18 protein-coding genes and 1 rRNA gene are annotated in these 15,238 nt (G+C 41.0%); 13 read left to right on the forward strand and 6 right to left on the reverse strand.

The annotated features are described in order from the left end of the window. The 5 genes from rrf to rraB form a co-directional block, all read left to right on the forward strand. A 5S ribosomal RNA gene (rrf, locus tag EDC41_RS14120) occupies positions 1–86 on the forward strand; the annotation flags it as partial. A gap of 336 nt (positions 87–422) precedes the next feature. Beyond that, positions 423–1,253 carry a ZIP family metal transporter gene (locus tag EDC41_RS03795; protein WP_006251746.1) on the forward strand — a complete coding sequence of 277 codons (831 nt, stop codon included), beginning with the start codon at positions 423–425 and terminating at the stop codon, positions 1,251–1,253. Between the two features lie 3 nt (positions 1,254–1,256). Beyond that, positions 1,257–1,673 carry a DUF805 domain-containing protein gene (locus EDC41_RS03800; RefSeq protein WP_006249799.1) on the forward strand — a complete coding sequence of 139 codons (417 nt, stop codon included), beginning with the start codon at positions 1,257–1,259 and terminating at the stop codon, positions 1,671–1,673. Position 1,674: 1 nt separating this feature from the next. Further along, a complete protein-coding gene (yihA, locus tag EDC41_RS03805) occupies positions 1,675–2,286 on the forward strand; it encodes a ribosome biogenesis GTP-binding protein YihA/YsxC (RefSeq protein WP_006251748.1) in 612 nt (203 codons plus the stop codon). A gap of 14 nt (positions 2,287–2,300) precedes the next feature. Next, entirely contained in the window at positions 2,301–2,732 is a 432-nt protein-coding gene (gene rraB / locus EDC41_RS03810) for a ribonuclease E inhibitor RraB (RefSeq protein WP_006249797.1), read from the forward strand. Positions 2,733–2,798: 66 nt separating this feature from the next. Here rraB and tusA read toward each other — a convergent pair whose 3' ends face one another. After that, positions 2,799–3,041: a sulfurtransferase TusA gene (gene tusA / locus EDC41_RS03815; protein WP_006249796.1), complete on the reverse strand. Its 243-nt coding sequence runs from the start codon at positions 3,039–3,041 to the stop codon at positions 2,799–2,801. A gap of 10 nt (positions 3,042–3,051) precedes the next feature. Here tusA and pepQ point away from each other — a divergent pair, with 10 nt between their 5' ends. From pepQ to nudC, 5 genes are read left to right on the forward strand one after another with little or no spacing between them, the layout of a single operon-like run. Then, positions 3,052–4,374 carry a Xaa-Pro dipeptidase gene (pepQ, locus tag EDC41_RS03820; RefSeq protein WP_041447983.1) on the forward strand — a complete coding sequence of 441 codons (1,323 nt, stop codon included), beginning with the start codon at positions 3,052–3,054 and terminating at the stop codon, positions 4,372–4,374. Position 4,375: 1 nt separating this feature from the next. Further along, a complete protein-coding gene (locus EDC41_RS03825; protein WP_006251750.1) occupies positions 4,376–4,861 on the forward strand; it encodes an FxsA family protein in 486 nt (161 codons plus the stop codon). Beyond that, positions 4,861–5,709, forward strand: a complete 849-nt coding sequence (locus EDC41_RS03830) for a DMT family transporter (protein WP_006251751.1) — start codon at positions 4,861–4,863, stop codon at positions 5,707–5,709. The genes EDC41_RS03825 and EDC41_RS03830 overlap by 1 nt, the downstream gene beginning before the upstream one ends. Before the next feature lie 20 nt (positions 5,710–5,729). Continuing rightward, complete coding sequence (locus EDC41_RS03835) at positions 5,730–6,389, forward strand: pseudouridine synthase (protein WP_162832621.1); 660 nt, start codon at positions 5,730–5,732, stop codon at positions 6,387–6,389. After that, a complete protein-coding gene (nudC, locus tag EDC41_RS03840; protein WP_006249791.1) occupies positions 6,382–7,143 on the forward strand; it encodes an NAD(+) diphosphatase in 762 nt (253 codons plus the stop codon). The genes EDC41_RS03835 and nudC overlap by 8 nt, the downstream gene beginning before the upstream one ends. 234 nt (positions 7,144–7,377) lie before the next feature. On the opposite strand, the gene EDC41_RS03845 is transcribed toward nudC, so the two are convergent. Genes EDC41_RS03845 through EDC41_RS03855 form a run of 3 tightly spaced genes read right to left on the reverse strand, consistent with a single transcriptional unit; the run spans position 7,378 to position 10,432 of the window. Further along, positions 7,378–7,797, reverse strand: a complete 420-nt coding sequence (locus tag EDC41_RS03845; protein ID WP_006249790.1) for a hypothetical protein — start codon at positions 7,795–7,797, stop codon at positions 7,378–7,380. 3 nt (positions 7,798–7,800) lie between these two features. Then, positions 7,801–9,468, reverse strand: coding sequence for a ribonucleoside-diphosphate reductase subunit alpha (locus EDC41_RS03850; RefSeq protein ID WP_006249789.1), 1,668 nt, complete (start codon positions 9,466–9,468; stop codon positions 7,801–7,803). After that, the gene (locus tag EDC41_RS03855) at positions 9,455–10,432 is read right to left on the reverse strand and encodes a ribonucleotide-diphosphate reductase subunit beta (protein ID WP_006251753.1); all 978 of its coding nucleotides are present in this window, start codon (positions 10,430–10,432) and stop codon (positions 9,455–9,457) included. The genes EDC41_RS03850 and EDC41_RS03855 overlap by 14 nt, the downstream gene beginning before the upstream one ends. 350 nt (positions 10,433–10,782) lie before the next feature. Here EDC41_RS03855 and dusA point away from each other — a divergent pair, with 350 nt between their 5' ends. From dusA to EDC41_RS03870, 3 genes are read left to right on the forward strand one after another with little or no spacing between them, the layout of a single operon-like run. Continuing rightward, on the forward strand, positions 10,783–11,760 hold the full coding sequence (gene dusA / locus EDC41_RS03860; RefSeq protein WP_006251754.1) for a tRNA dihydrouridine(20/20a) synthase DusA: 978 nt from the start codon (positions 10,783–10,785) through the stop codon (positions 11,758–11,760). Positions 11,761–11,782: 22 nt separating this feature from the next. Further along, positions 11,783–12,289: a DUF2301 domain-containing membrane protein gene (locus tag EDC41_RS03865; RefSeq protein WP_006251755.1), complete on the forward strand. Its 507-nt coding sequence runs from the start codon at positions 11,783–11,785 to the stop codon at positions 12,287–12,289. Positions 12,290–12,312: 23 nt separating this feature from the next. Further along, entirely contained in the window at positions 12,313–12,777 is a 465-nt protein-coding gene (locus EDC41_RS03870; RefSeq protein ID WP_006249785.1) for a hypothetical protein, read from the forward strand. Positions 12,778–12,848: 71 nt separating this feature from the next. Here the strand turns inward: EDC41_RS03870 and leuD are convergent, their stop codons facing one another. Both leuD and leuC read right to left on the reverse strand, forming a co-directional pair. After that, complete coding sequence (gene leuD, locus EDC41_RS03875; protein WP_006249786.1) at positions 12,849–13,451, reverse strand: 3-isopropylmalate dehydratase small subunit; 603 nt, start codon at positions 13,449–13,451, stop codon at positions 12,849–12,851. A gap of 12 nt (positions 13,452–13,463) precedes the next feature. Continuing rightward, positions 13,464–14,882 (reverse strand): 3-isopropylmalate dehydratase large subunit, encoded by a 1,419-nt coding sequence (gene leuC, locus EDC41_RS03880; RefSeq protein ID WP_020831122.1) that lies wholly within the window; start codon positions 14,880–14,882, stop codon positions 13,464–13,466. Positions 14,883–15,238 lie beyond the last annotated feature (356 nt).

Raw genomic sequence — 15,238 nt, forward strand, 5'->3', positions numbered from 1 at the left:
GACCCCATACCGAACTCAGAAGTAAAACGCAGTAACGTCGATGGTAGTGTGGTGATTCGCCATGTGAGAGTAGAGCATCGTCGGGTTTTAATTTAAGCGAGCTTAAGCGAAAGCTAAAAGTTACAAAAGCGAAAACTTAAGCAAAAGCAAAATAAGTACAAATAAACAAAGTACAAGTAATCCAAGAAAGAGCCGCCTGTAGAGATACAGGCGGTTTTTTGTTGTTGTGGTAAAGATAAAAAACTCACGGAAAATGACCGCTTGTTAGGATTTTCATTGTATTTATGAAAGGGAAATGCAAGCGGTTATTTTCTTGCTAAGTTTTACAAGTGAAATCTTCGTTGAGCCTTTGGCTACACTATATTAATAACCCTGAATCTTTGATAGAATGAGCCAATATTTATTTTAGCTGGTACTATTTCTTGTTTGAATATTTCCTTTCACTTTCTCCAATATGGCAAGCTTTTTTAGCGGGTTTATTTACTTGGGGTTGTACGATTTTCGGTTCGTCATTTGTCTATTTTTTTAAATCGGTTAATCGAAAATTATTAGACAGTATGATGGGCTTTGCCGCGGGTGTAATGATTGCAGCCTCGTTTTGGTCTTTGCTTGCACCTTCTTTAGAATATGCCGAGGCGGATTATGGCTCTTTAGCTTGGCTGCCTGCAGCGATTGGCTTTCTTGCCGGTGGAGCTTTTATTCGATTAATTGACTATGTTGTGCCGCATTTGCACTTGAGTAAGCCGATTGAGCAAGCTGAAGGAAATGATCAACTTAAACAAGGCTTATCAAAATCTACTTTGCTTTTTCTTGCGATTACCATTCATAATATTCCAGAAGGATTAGCCATAGGGGTGGCTTTCGGTGCTTTGGCAACCCAAGTTTCAGGCGTAGATGCTTCCATTATGGGAGCTATCGGTTTGGCAATCGGAATAGGGTTACAAAACATTCCCGAAGGCTCGTCACTTGCATTGCCAATTCGAGGCGAAGGGCATAGTCGGAAGAAAGCATTTTGGTATGGCTCTATGTCAGCAGTGGTTGAGCCTATTGCGGCGGTGATTGGGGCGGTTTTTGTGCTGTCGATGACGGCTATTTTACCTTATGCTCTTGCCTTTGCTGCCGGAGCGATGATTTTTGTGGTCGTAGAAGAACTGATTCCGGAATCGCAAAGTTCGGGAAATACTGATATTGCGACTTTAAGCCTGATGTTAGGCTTTGTAGTAATGATGGTACTTGATGTAACTTTAGGGTAGAAAATGAGTTGGTATAAAGCACTTTTTAGTTTTAACGGTAGGCTAAATAGACGAGGTTTTTGGATTGGATTTGGAATCCACTTTCTTTTCCTGTTTATGGTTGCTATGTGGATAAATTTGGCTGAATTGTCTTTATTGAGTGTGCTACCGCTTATAATTACAGGATTTAGCCTGTCTGCTATTATTATTAAACGATTACACGACCGAAATCGTTCGGCAAAAGCCCTGTTAATGGCATTAGTGCCGATTATTTGTTATCTTGCAGCTCCTTATTCACAAGGAATTATGCAGATATTGCTTGGACAGGTGATGCCGGCATTTATTGGAATGTTGCTCTTTTTAGAATGGGGTGTATTTGCCGGTAATCCTGAACCGAATCAATATGGCGAGCAAGGCTTATCTTTTAAATTTAGAGAATAAAATGAAATTAAACTATCATAAAACCCATTTTTTAACTTCAGCACCGGATATTCGTCATTTACCTGAAGATACAGGTGTGGAGATTGCTTTTGCCGGGCGTTCAAATGCCGGTAAATCGACTGCTTTGAACGCTTTAACTAACCAAAAAAGTTTAGCCCGAACTTCCAAAACACCGGGGCGAACGCAGTTGATTAACTTGTTTGAGGTTGAAACGAATTGTAAATTAGTGGATTTACCTGGCTATGGCTATGCAGCAGTACCTGAACAGATGAAAATCCAGTGGCAAAAAGCATTAGGCGAGTATTTACAAAAGCGTGAATGTTTAGGCGGTGTGGTGATTTTAATGGATATTCGCCACCCGTTGAAAGATTTAGATCAACAGATGATTGAATGGGCAGTGTCAGCCAACTTGCCGGTGTTACTGCTGTTGACCAAAGCGGATAAGTTAAGCCAATCGGCACGCTCTAAGCAGGTAAAAATGGTAAGAGAAGCGATTTTACCATTCCAAGGTGATATCCAAGTAGAGGCTTATTCCGCACTGAATAAAATCGGTATTGATAAGCTGTCGAACAAATTAGATAGCTGGTTTGCACCAAAATTAATCACAGAATAAGTAAGGAATTCAATATGTACAATCTCGATGAATTACGCACAGAAACCGATGAAACCATTTCATCATTATTAGCCGATGGTTCAGACCCTGAAGCCCTTTATATTATTGAACACCACGTTGCTCACCACGATTTTGATAAATTGGAAAAATTAGTAGTTGATGCCTATAAGCTGGGCTATGAAATTTCCGAAGCGGAAGAAGTGGAAGACGAAAATGGTAAAGTGATTTTTGTATGCGACATTGTGAGCGAAATTCACTTGAATGCGGATCTCATTACCGCACAACAAAAAGAGTTACTGCCATTAATTGAAAAAGCCGGTGCGGAGTATGAGGGCTGGGGAACCTACTTTGAAGATCCGAATGCTGATGAAGATGAGTACGGCGATGACGGTGAATTTTTCGATGATGAAAATGACGATTTTGAGGACGAACCTCGCCGTCATTAATTAAAACAAGCGGTCGATTTTGTGCATAAATTTGCAATTTTATGGCTAAAATCGACCGCTTGTGGTTTATTCCAAGCCTTTTTTAATCCAGTAATGGTATGGGGTGGAGTCCACCTCTTTTTGAATTAATTGGTGATCCATAAATTCGCAGAAACTCGGAATATCACGGGTAGTGGCCGGGTCATCGGCGATGATATGCAAAATTTCTCCCTCTTCCATATTACGGATTGTTTTACGGGTGAGCATCACCGGCTCTGGGCAACGTAGCCCCAAGGTATCTAATTCTTTATTTACAGTTAATTGAGTCATTTTATTCCTTATGAAAAATCTATTCTCTACGCATCTCGCACGTTTGCAACAGACAGTGCAAAGCTTGCTGGAAAATGCCTTTTTAGACGGTTTATGGATTTATGCCGGCAAGGCAAAAACCTTATTTTTAGACGATCAAACCGTCCCGTTTAAAATTAACCCTTATTTTAATTACTTTTTCCCATATCCCCAAGCTGAAAATTGCTGGTTATTTTTAGATGGCAAAAATAAGCCGAAAATCTATTTTTATGCCCCTGAAGATTATTGGGTTTCCACTCTAAAAGTGCCAACGGAGGCCTTTTTCGCTGCGGAATTTGAGTGGGTTTTGTTGAGAGCAGAGAATGAAATTGCAACCTTTATCCAAAATCCGACCGCTTGTGCCTTTATCGGTGAAGATGTTGAGCTAGCCAAAAAGTTAGGCTTTAGCCATATTAATCCGCAGAAAGTGCTGAATAGCCTGAATTTTGCCCGCTCCATCAAAACGGAGTTTGAAATTGAAAGTATTTACCAAGCCCAATTTTCAGCCTTAAAAGGGCATCAAGTAGCAAAAGAGGCATTTTTTGTCGGCAAAAGCGAATTTGAAATCAACCTTGAATATTTGAAAGCGACGCAGCAATCTGATCTCAATGTTCCTTATGGCAATATTGTGGCGATTAATCAAAATGGTGCGGTGCTACATTATACGGCGTTAGATTTTGACACCCACGCAAAACGCCACAGTTTTTTAATTGATGCCGGCACAACGGTAAATGGTTATGCCTCCGATCTCACCCGCACCTATGCCTTTGACAGCGGTTCTGAATTTGCCGAGCTGGTGGCGAAAATGGAACAGTTGAAGTTGCAGATTATTGCTGAGCTGAGTATTGGGGTGAACTACCTGCATTATCACACCCGAATGCAGCAGATGATTTCGCAATTATTAGCGGAACATCAATTTATTCATCTTTCAGCCGAGCAAATTTTTGAACAAGGGATTAGCCGTACGTTCTTCCCACACGGACTAGGGCATTTATTGGGTATTCAAGTGCACGATGTGGGCGGTTTTCAGCAAAATGCCCGAGGCAGCCATAAAGCTCCTCCAGAGGTTTACCCAAGTTTGCGTTGTACCCGTGAGCTACAGGAAAATATGGTGCTTACCATTGAGCCGGGTTTTTATTTTATTGAGATGCTACTTAAGCCTTGGAAAAACAGTGCCTTATCTTCTGCCTTTAACTGGCAGAAAATTGAGGCTTTCAAAGCCTTTGGCGGGATTCGTACCGAAGACAATATTGTCATGCGAGCCAATGGGGCAGAAAATCTGACGGCAAACGCTGCCGCAACGTTGGGAGGATAATATGCCTATTTTAGCGATTCTGTTTGGTATTTTCTTTTATATCTATTGCGAAATTTCGCTGCTGGTGAATATTGGCTCGATCATTGGCGTGTTACCCACGATTTTGTTACTGGTCGTGATTTCATTTTTAGGGTTATGGATTGTGAAGTTAAGGGGCGTTTATACCCTCTTTTCCATCAAGCAAGATTTAAGCCAAGGCAAGATACCGACTGAAGCAGTCGGCAACTCGGTGATGTTTATTGTAGCCGGCATTTTGCTGATTATTCCCGGCTTTTTAAGTGATATTTTAGCGATTTTATGCGTGTTACCCTTTAGCCGAAAATGGATTCAAGCCTTCGTAATTAATAGCGTAAAGAATAAGGTGTTTATGCATTTTACCGCCCAAACTTCGTCTTTTTCTGCTACATCTGCGCAAGATAGCAACACGTTTGATGCAGAATTTGAACGCAAGCCGGACGAGCAAGATCAACATAATAGGATCAAATAGTGGAGAAAAGAACACTTGCACTACTTAAAGTACACGGCACAGCGGTTTTATTTGGTGCCTCGGTGATCTTCGGAGCATTAATTCAAAGCTCGGCTGAAACCATTGTGCTTGGGCGAGTGATGATTGCTTTTGCTATCATCTCTTTGTATTTTTTATGGAAAAAACAACCGCTTGTAAAGCTCAACTTACAGCAAATGGCTCAACTTGCATTTTCTGCAGCTTTATTAGCTGCCCACTGGGTTACTTTTTTTGTGGCGGTTAAAGTAGGTGGTGTGGCGGTAGCAACCTTAGGCTTTGCCAGCTTTCCGGCATTTGTGGCGTTATTTGAAAGCCTGTTCTTCCGTGAAAAATTACGCTTTCGTGAAGTGGTGCTATTAATTGCCATCACGGTTGGTTTAATTTTAGTTACCCCTGAATTTACTTTTGGTAATCAAGCCACTCAAGGTTTATTGTGGGGCGTGTTATCTGCTTTGGTGTATGGTATTTTGGCGGTAGCGAATCGCCGTACCATGAGCAAAATTTCCGGTGTGCAAGCAAGCTGGTGGCAGTATATTTTTGCTACACTTTTTCTGTTGCCTCTCTCCATCACTGAATTTCCAAGCGTTTCCACCCAAGATTGGTTTTGGATTTTCTGTATCGGTTTTTTATGTACAACCCTTGCCTATACGCTGTTTATTTCAAGCCTTGATACCATCAACGCCCGTACTGCCTCAATGATTATTTCCCTCGAGCCGGTGTATGCGATTGTGATCGCGTGGCTTTGCTTTAATGAAGTGCCAACCCTTAAAATGATTATCGGTGGCTTAATTATTTTACTTTCTGTTGCGTGGGCGAACCTGAAAAAATGAAACAACCAACCTTTAAAAGAATGACAAACAAGCGGTCAAATTTCGCTAAAAATTTGCAAAAAAATCCGCAAAAACGACCGCTTACCTTTGCGGAAACCACCCTTGTGTTACTCAATAAGCCTTATGATGTACTAACCCAATTTACCGATGAACAGGGGCGAAAAACGCTAAAAGATTTTATTACGATGCCCAATATTTACCCGGTCGGGCGGCTAGATAGAGACAGTGAAGGATTGTTGCTTTTGACTAATAATGGCGAAATCCAGCACCGTTTAGCTCACCCGAAATTTGACAAGCAGAAAACCTATTGGGTACAAGTGGAGGGTGTTCCACAACCGGAAGATCTTGCCAAATTAGCAAAAGGGGTGGAGTTAAAAGATGGTTTGACCAAGCCCGCGAAAGTCAGAGCAATAGCAACGCCCGATTTTGCTTGGCATATCGCCCCGCAAATTCGTGAGCGGAAAACCATTCCGACCAGCTGGATAGAATTGATTATTTCTGAAGGGAAAAATCGCCAAGTCAGAAGAATGACTGCACATATCGGTTTCCCGACTTTACGGTTAATTCGTGTTGGGATAGGCCAGTTTAGATTAGGCAATTTAGGCTGTGGTGAGTTTCAAGTGCTATCTGAAAATGAAAAACGTAAGTTGTTTACACAATTAGGATTGAAAGATGAATAAAGGATATTGGATTATCGTCAGCGATTTTGATATTGCCTTGGAGGCTGGGGAAATTCCATTCGGAAGTGCGGAAGAGCTGGGCTTAAGTGGACGTGAGAAATTAACCATCGGGCAATATCAAGGCTCGCCGGCTTATTTGGTGAAGGCGTTAGAATCGGATAATCAGCGAGAGTTTGCTTATTTAAGAAGCCAAATTAACCGACCACCCGAACTGTCTCATTTGTTGCATCGAGCTGTTTCGCTTAACCATTTCTTTCAGACTCACCAATTTTGCGGAAAATGTGGCGAGAAAACCATACTGGCAAGCGATGAAATTGCAATTTACTGCAATGCGTGTGGCAATCGAGCTTACCCAACGATTAGCCCGTCAATTATTGTGGCGGTGCGAAAAGGCAGACAAATCCTACTAGCCAATCATCTACGCCATAAAGGCACAATTTATACCACTTTAGCCGGTTTTGTCGAAGCCGGTGAGGCGGTAGAAACTGCGGTGCATCGTGAAGTGTTTGAAGAAACGGGCATTAAAGTGAAAAATGTGCGTTATTTTGGAAGCCAACCTTGGGCGTTTCCCAATTCATTAATGCTAGGTTTTTTAGCGGATTATGAAAGCGGTGAAATTCAGCTACAGGAAGAAGAAATCTGCGATGCAAAATGGTTCGACTGTGAGGAAAGCTTACCTGAAATCCCACAACAAGGCACAATAGCTTTTGAGCTGATTCAAGCTACCTTGAAGTTATGTCGGGAGAGTAAATAATTATCTTAACTTGTGCTCATCAATAAGAAAAAACCTCTCTATATGATTATAGAGAGGTTTGTATTCTTAGCTACCGCAGCAATCCCTTAGTCTGTTTCAAGTTCAGGATTTAATATAAAAATTAAATAGCTATTACAGGTTAGCGGAAACCTGCCGCCCACAGTAGAAAACCAAATCCGCCTGTTATTTTCTACAAATGCTCTTGCGTGGAACTGATTATAACACTAACGTACTTTATTTCATAGTGCCTATTTGTATTCCGTGGGGATTTGTTCTTCTATAAGCGGTTACAACTGAATATATCGTACCGCTTTCCAAAAACTTACGCTCTAGAACCACAATGCCAATACTTGCTTTCAGAATAATAGGGCGATGATTGCCTTTTAAATCTGAGAATTCGCAAAAAATTTTAGCGTTTTCTACTATGATAGCTTTGACAAATTCATTAACTGATGTAAATCCTAGATTAAGAATTTCTTGCATATGCTCGGCTTCAATATGCTTTACACCAAAGCCTTTATTTGGAGCAGTATGTTTGCCGATTCTTAATTGAATAGGACCTTTATCAAAGGTATACCCACTAGATGTTATTTCAGGAAATTCACCAACAACTTCAACAATAGTATTAGGTGAAGTATGCGATAAATTTCCCATTATTTACCCTTCGCAACTTGAGCAGCTTAATAGGTTACGGTTAAATACCTGTGCTGCACTCATTGAGTTTTGGTAGTAGATGGATTTTAAGCCCAGCTCTTCTGCTGTTAAGTATAATTGGTTAAGATCACGAGCCGGTGTGGCTGGGTGGATCATCACATTAATACTTTGCCCTTGGTCAATATATTTTTGACGTTGAGCAGCTTGCTGAATCACGCTTAATTGGCTGATTTCGGCAAAGGTTTTAAATACTTCTTTTTCGTGCTCGGAAAGCTGTTCCAAATGCTGAACCGAGCCATCATTTTGTAAAATAGACGTCCAAATTTCTTCGGTGTCTAGCCCTTTTTCTTGGAGTAATTTCTCTAAGAACGGGTTTTTATACACGGTTTTGATCTTCGCTAAATCTTTTACATAGTAGTTGGATTTAAACGGCTCTACCGATGGCGACACACTGCCTAAAATAAAGCTACTGGATTTAGTCGGAGCAATACTCATTAATGTAGTATTACGGCGACCATAGCCCTCTAAAATTTCCGGCTCGCCGAAGCGTTGAGCCAATTCTTGCGAGGCTTTCAAGGTTTTTGCTTGAAGCGTTTTGAAAATCTCGTTGTTTTTTTGCATCGCTTGGAAGCTGTCAAAGGCAATATTATTTGCCTGTAGATAGCTGTGCCAGCCCAACACGCCTAAACCTAATGCACGATGGCGACGGGCAAAGCGGTTTGCACGGTCTAAGAATGGAATTGATTGACTTTTCTCAATAAATTCACTCATTACAACATCGAGGAAATAGGTTAATGTTTCTGGTGCATCGGTATCTTTCCACTCATCAAAGTAGAGTAGGTTCATAGACGATAAGCAGCATACGAAACTTTCTTCGTTGCTGGAAGGCAACATAATTTCAGTACATAAGTTAGAGGCGTGAATCGTCATATTTTTATCTTTATATACATCAGGACGACCTGCGTTGGCATTGTCTTTAAAGAATAAATAAGGGATACCGGTTTCGGTTTTACGTTGTAACAATTTTGCCCAAAGCTGACGTTTGTATGGATCGCCGGCTTTCATTGACTCTAACCAATCGTGACCGACACACACACCGTAATACATTAATTGAATTGGGTTGCCTTCGGTGTGAATATCCAGCCATTCGTCAATATCGCCGTGCTCAATATCAATATAACCGGCAAACTGACCTTTGCGTGATGTTCCTTGTGAAATCACGTCAATCACAGTGTCAAATAATTTACTGAAGTTAAATGAGCCGTCTGATTTACCGTTGTTTTTAATTAACGAGCCACGCGGACGAATATCGCCAAAGTAGGCCGAAGTACCACCGCCAATTTTACTCATCATGCCCACTTCAGCGGTAGTCACCATAATTTCATGGATAGAGTCGCCGATGTAGCTACCGAAACAAGAAATCGGTAAGCCACGATCTAAGCCAAAGTTTGACCAAATTGGCGAAGAAAGCGAGAAGTAGCCTCTTGCCATATAGTGATAGAATTTATCGGCATAGCCTTCAATGCCGAGTTTTCGCTCTGCGTGTTCGGCAATAAAACGAATGCGGTCTAATGCGGTTGTTCCTTCCAATAAATAGCCACGTTGTAAGAATAAACGGCTGTCTTCATTAAGCCAGTGGAAGTCCGGGCGGTCTGTATTAAAATAAGTCATCTGCGGTAATCTGTTTCATTTTTTTAGAATAATCGGTGCTACGTTTGTTAAAGAAATCGGTTTCTTTGGTTGAAAGAATTTCAATATCAAACCACTCAGTCTCTTTTAAGAATTCAGGGTCGATGTCGTGTGGCGGCTCTAACCCTAAAATGCTTAAAGAATTGTTGTAACGGTTTTTAATGTAATTTTCTACCGTCGCTTTGGTGATAAAGCTTAAATCACCTTCTTCGAAAATCCAGTCTAAGATGCCACGTTCTGCTTCAAACGCTTGATTTGCCAAGGTTTGCAAATCTTCAAAAAATTCTGGTGTGAATAGTTCACTGTGTTCGTCACGTAAAATTTCGTATAACGCAATTCCGAATTTACCGTGAATTTCTTCCTCTTTTGAGGTGGCTTCAACCGCATTGGAAATCCCTTTAAACAGGTTTTTATGCTTGTTGAACGACATCATGATAATAAACTGTCCAAACAATGAAATATGCTCAACAAATAAAGAGAACAGCACTAACGATAAAACAAATTCGCCTTTGCCAGCATCTTTATCTTTCATAAAACTTTCCATATAACGAATGCGGTTCATTAATGGTTCAATTTCATGAATTTGACTGAACATTTCATTTAGGCCTAATTTTTCCAATAGGAACGAGTAAGCATCTTTATGGCGAACTTCACTTTCAGCAAAAGTACCGCCTACATCGTCCATCTCCGGTTTTGGGAAATAGCGGTATAGCTCGCCCCAGAAACGTTTTACATTCACTTCTACTTGTGAAATCGCAAGCATTGCTCGGGTTAACACGTGACGTTCGTGATCGTTAATGGTGGTGCGATAGTCTTGAATATCGCCGGTGAAGTTAAATTCGGTGTGTAACCAGTAAGAATGGCGAATTGCATCTTTAAATTCAAGAAGCTCAGGATACTCATACGGCTTAATATTTAAGCGTTTTTGGAAGAGGTTTCTAGACATATTCGTAGGCTCTATCTTAAAGTTTATGTTTGGAACTGGTAGATGATTGTATGCAAAAAAAGTTTCAAGACAAGTCTTGACAAACACTCTTTTTTATTGGTCTTTGGTAGCTTATTGATTTATAAAGAAAAATAATTTTGTAAATTTTTGCTTCAATATGTTGTGTGTGATTTGATGTTGAAACACTATATATTGTGTTTTAAGGTTGTTTTAAAAGTGCACAGATAGATGGGGAAGCCTTGAGGAAACTATGTTTATCTGGCTTTTTCGAGTATGATGGCTGCTTGTTTTGAATCGCTTACAAGCGGTTATTTTTTACTGATTTTTTACCGCTTTATTTTGATATTTTTATGACTAACGAAATTCAACCTTTTTACCGTGGACGTTTTTCGGTTGCTCCAATGTTAGATTGGACAACCCGTCACTGCCGCTATTTTCATCGCCAATTTAGTCGTCAAGCCTTGCTTTATACCGAAATGATCACCGCCCCGGCGATTATTCACGCCAAATATGATTTGTTGGAATATGATCCGAGCGAGAATCCGGTGGCTTTGCAACTGGGTGGAAGCGACCCGGCACAGTTGGCTCATTGTGCCAAATTGGTGGCAGAGCGAGGCTATGCCGAGATTAATCTAAATGTCGGTTGCCCGTCAGACCGAGTGCAAAACGGTATGTTTGGGGCTTGTTTGATGGCAAAAGCAGATTTAGTGGCGGATTGTATTAAAGCAATGCAAGATGCGGTGGAAATTCCGGTCACGGTTAAACATCGTATTGGGATTGATGATTTAGACAGCTATGAATTTTTGTGTGATTTTATCGAAAAAGTGCAACCTTATAGCAATGATTTTATCGTACACGCCCGCAAGGCGTGGCTGACAGGGTTAAGCCCGAAGGAAAACCGTGAAATTCCGCCTTTAGATTATGATCGGGTTTATCAGCTCAAGCGAGATTTTCCGCATTTAAAGATTAGCATCAATGGCGGCATTAAAACCATTGAGGAAATTAAACAGCATTTGCAGTTTGTTGATGGGGTAATGGTAGGGCGTGAGGCCTATCAAAACCCGTCAATGCTAGGCGAGATCGATTCGCAAATTTTTAATGAAAATCGGCCGCTTGTAACGGCAAAAGAAGCGGTGGAAAAGATGTTCCCTTATATTGAACGTGAGCTTGCCAAAGGTGTCTATTTAAATCATATCGTTCGCCATATGCTTGGTGCGTTTCAACATTGCAAAGGAGCGAGGCAGTGGCGTCGTCATTTAAGTGAAAATGCCACTAAGCCGGGAGCCGGTGTAGAAGTAGTGGAACAAGCCCTTGCGTTTATTGGCTAATTTATTGTTTAAGGAGGCAGTTATGGCAGATCCACATATTCAATCGCCAATGGATTTTTGGGATTGTTTAACCGTCATCATTTACCGCAGCGGTTTTGTGTTAGCTACATTGATGTTGCTTTTATTGCCTTATTATCCGCAAACGGCACAATATGGTTTATTAGTATCTGGCACAATGTTGGCATCTTCTTTGCATCTTTATGCCAAATCGTTTCGCCTGATTTTCCAATTTTCTGCTTGGATTGGCTTACTTGGTGCTGTGTTTAATTTCCCTTTGCTTGCGTTCGGGGCAATGCTACTGGTGATCGGCGGATTAAGCTATAAAGAATATTTCTGTTTTAGAGTATTCGGCTTAAATTTCCAACCGCTTTTAGTGGCGGTATTGTGGATTGCTTTTGCACTAGAATGGTCTTTATTGGTGCAAATTTTAAGCCTTGTCTGTGGCTTGTTGCTTCTTGTGCTGAGTATTCAAAAATGGCGAATGCCGCTGCATTTTGATATTGGCGATAAAAGCAAATATCAGATTTAATTTAATATTTTATCGGGATTTTTATGAATAAATTCAAAATTGCTTTAATGGCAACAGTGGCAATTGGCTTATTTGCTTGTACGCCCTCACCACAATCAAACTCAACTAAGCAACAAGCACAGGTTGGATATTTGAAACAGAATATCAGCCAAGCGGAATTGAATAATCCGAAAGATTTTAAGCGTTATAGCTATTATTGTAAGAATTTTGCAACAGGCAGCAGTTCATATTTGGCAACCTATTTTCCACTTTGGTCTGAAAGCCGTAAGCAAGAGAATTTTGGTATCTATTTTCAACTTGATGGCGGAAAGGTTTATCCGTTCGACCATCTTGCCAACATCAGTTTGAATGCAAGAGCAACAAAATTTGAAGTGCGTTATCGTTCTTATCAGCCGATTGAAGGCAGTTTTGTAGAGTTAGTGGCACGAGAGTTTACTTCAACTTATTACAAAAATAATGTGCCTTGGTTAGAGTGCCGAGAAGGCTAATTGCCAAAGAAAATGGCTAAAAAGAAAACGACTAACGCCTTAAAGATGTTAGCCGTTTTTTTGTATTTTAATTAGCGTAAAAATGCCGGAATGTTTTTCTCATAAGCAGCAATCGCAGCTTCGTGTTGTAGGGTTAAGCCGATATTATCCAAACCGTTTAATAAGCAGTGGCGGCGGAATTCGTCTAACTCAAAGGTATAAACTTTCTCGCCAACAGTCACAGTCATCGCTTCTAAATCAACGTGGATCTGTTTTCCTTCATTTGCCCACACCCATTGGAAGATCTCTTCGACTTCCTCTTCGGTTAATTTAATCGGCAACATATGGTTATTTAAGCTGTTATTGTAGAAAATATCCGCAAAACTTGGGGCGATCATTACTTTAAAACCGTAATCTGCCAATGCCCAAGGGGCGTGCTCACGAGAAGAGCCACAGCCTAAATTTTTACGGGCGAGTAAAATGGTTGCACCTTGATATTGTGGGAAGTTCAGTACGAAATCGGGGTTGATTTGAGTCTCTTCCGCATCTAAATAACGCCATTCGTGGAAAAGGTGCTTACCAAAGCCGACTCGAGTAATGGCTTGCAAAAATTGTTTTGGAATGATTGCGTCGGTGTCTACGTTCGCTGCATCAAGAGGAACGACCAAGCCTGAATGTTGTTTAATACCTGCCATTTTTTCCTCCTATTATGCGTTTAATGACACTTTGCGAATATCCATAAATTTACCGAACACCGCCGCCGCAGCCGCCATTGCCGGGCTGACTAAGTGGGTACGACCGTTACGTCCTTGTCTGCCCTCAAAGTTACGGTTAGACGTAGAGGCACAACGTTCCCATTCGCCCAAGCGGTCATCGTTCATTCCCAAACACATTGAGCAACCCGGGTTACGCCATTCTGCACCGGCTTCAATGAAGATTTTATCCAAGCCCTCTTTTTCTGCTTGCTCTTTTACCAAACCTGAACCTGGCACAACGAGAATACGTTTTACATTGTCGGCTTTTTTACGCCCTTTCATTACTGCTGCCGCAGCACGCAAATCTTCAATACGAGCATTAGTACAAGAACCAATAAAGACTTGATCAACCGGTACATCTTTCATATCTGTATGGGCTTCTAAGCCGATGTAAGCTAAGGCTTTTTCCGCAGAGGCACGAGTAACAGGATCGGCCATATCTTCCGGATTTGGAATTACATCATCAATACCGATCACCTGCCCCGGGTTGGTTCCCCAAGTCACTTGTGGAGCAATGTCTTTTGCTTCTAAGATCACTTCCGCATCGTAAACTGCACCCTCATCGGTTTTGAGGGTTTTCCAATATTCAATGGCATCTTCCCAATCTTGACCTTTTGGTGCATTTGGGCGGTCTTTCAAGTAAGCGAACGTGGTTTCATCCGGGGCAACAATACCGGCTTTCGCACCAAACTCAATCGCCATATTACACACTGTCATTCGCCCTTCCATTGAAAGATCACGAATTGCTTCGCCACAAAATTCCACTACATAGCCTGTACCGCCAGCCATAGTTGTTTTACCGATGATCGCAAGCACAATATCTTTTGCGGTAATGCCCGGGTTTACTTTGCCACGGACTTCCACTTTCATACTTTTTGCACGGGCCTGTTTTAAGGTTTGGGTGGCTAAAACGTGTTCCACTTCGGAAGTACCGATACCGAAGGCTAACGCACCAAAGGCCCCGTGAGTGGCGGTGTGCGAGTCACCACATACAATGGTCATACCGGGTAAAGTTAAGCCTTGCTCCGGCCCCATTACGTGAACGATACCTTGTTGTTTTTTAGTGATGTCAAACAGTGGGATACCGGTTTCTTCGCAGTTTTTTTCTAATTCTAATACTTGAATTTTCGCTTGCCCTTCAAGTTGCTGTACATCACGCACTTGGGTTGAAATACTGTGGTCCATTGTGCCGAAGGTTTTACTGACTTGGCGAACTTGGCGACCGGCAACACGCAAGCCGTCAAACGCTTGCGGGCTGGTAACTTCGTGAATTAAGTGGCGGTTAATATAAATAATCGGCGTTTCGCCTTCGGCTTCATACACAACGTGTGAGTCGAATAGTTTTTGATATAGGGTTTTGGCTTGTTGCATAAAATGTTCCAACTCAAAAGGGTAACTTTTAATACAAGCGGTTAAATTTGTAAAAAATTTTGCAAAAATGACCGCTTGCTGATATGGAGTGAATATAACGATTAAAAAAATGAAAGTAAAACAGTATTTTTATGCTAAATAAGGGTTTTTATTCTGCTAAATAAGCCTAAAAATAGTATTCGTTAATAATGTGCAGAATATTATTCTGAATAATTAGAAAGTTACAGCAAGTTATCTAGCCATTATCAGAGTTTATAGAGCTATTTTCTTCGGGATTTTTTTATGCAATTTTTGCATTGAAAGGTGATATCTATCACATTTTTTTAAAAAATTCCTTGCAATCAAAATAATAATGC

The sequence above is a fragment of the Mannheimia haemolytica genome (assembly GCF_004342115.1).
Lineage (GTDB): Bacteria > Pseudomonadota > Gammaproteobacteria > Enterobacterales > Pasteurellaceae > Mannheimia > Mannheimia haemolytica.

Bases quoted from the DNA above. Each gene is read 5' to 3' on its own strand.
- EDC41_RS03800 (WP_006249799.1), top strand. From the start codon at position 1,257: ATGAGTTGGTATAAAGCACTTTTTAGTTTTAACGGTAGGCTAAATAGA.
- yihA (WP_006251748.1), top strand. From the start codon at position 1,675: ATGAAATTAAACTATCATAAAACCCATTTTTTAACTTCAGCACCGGAT.
- rraB (WP_006249797.1), top strand. From the start codon at position 2,301: ATGTACAATCTCGATGAATTACGCACAGAAACCGATGAAACCATTTCA.
- tusA (WP_006249796.1), bottom strand. From the start codon at position 3,041: ATGACTCAATTAACTGTAAATAAAGAATTAGATACCTTGGGGCTACGT.
- pepQ (WP_041447983.1), top strand. From the start codon at position 3,052: ATGAAAAATCTATTCTCTACGCATCTCGCACGTTTGCAACAGACAGTG.
- EDC41_RS03825 (WP_006251750.1), top strand. From the start codon at position 4,376: ATGCCTATTTTAGCGATTCTGTTTGGTATTTTCTTTTATATCTATTGC.
- EDC41_RS03835 (WP_162832621.1), top strand. From the start codon at position 5,730: ATGACAAACAAGCGGTCAAATTTCGCTAAAAATTTGCAAAAAAATCCG.
- nudC (WP_006249791.1), top strand. From the start codon at position 6,382: ATGAATAAAGGATATTGGATTATCGTCAGCGATTTTGATATTGCCTTG.
- EDC41_RS03845 (WP_006249790.1), bottom strand. From the start codon at position 7,797: ATGGGAAATTTATCGCATACTTCACCTAATACTATTGTTGAAGTTGTT.
- EDC41_RS03850 (WP_006249789.1), bottom strand. From the start codon at position 9,468: ATGACTTATTTTAATACAGACCGCCCGGACTTCCACTGGCTTAATGAA.
- EDC41_RS03855 (WP_006251753.1), bottom strand. From the start codon at position 10,432: ATGTCTAGAAACCTCTTCCAAAAACGCTTAAATATTAAGCCGTATGAG.
- dusA (WP_006251754.1), top strand. From the start codon at position 10,783: ATGACTAACGAAATTCAACCTTTTTACCGTGGACGTTTTTCGGTTGCT.
- EDC41_RS03865 (WP_006251755.1), top strand. From the start codon at position 11,783: ATGGCAGATCCACATATTCAATCGCCAATGGATTTTTGGGATTGTTTA.
- EDC41_RS03870 (WP_006249785.1), top strand. From the start codon at position 12,313: ATGAATAAATTCAAAATTGCTTTAATGGCAACAGTGGCAATTGGCTTA.
- leuD (WP_006249786.1), bottom strand. From the start codon at position 13,451: ATGGCAGGTATTAAACAACATTCAGGCTTGGTCGTTCCTCTTGATGCA.
- leuC (WP_020831122.1), bottom strand. From the start codon at position 14,882: ATGCAACAAGCCAAAACCCTATATCAAAAACTATTCGACTCACACGTT.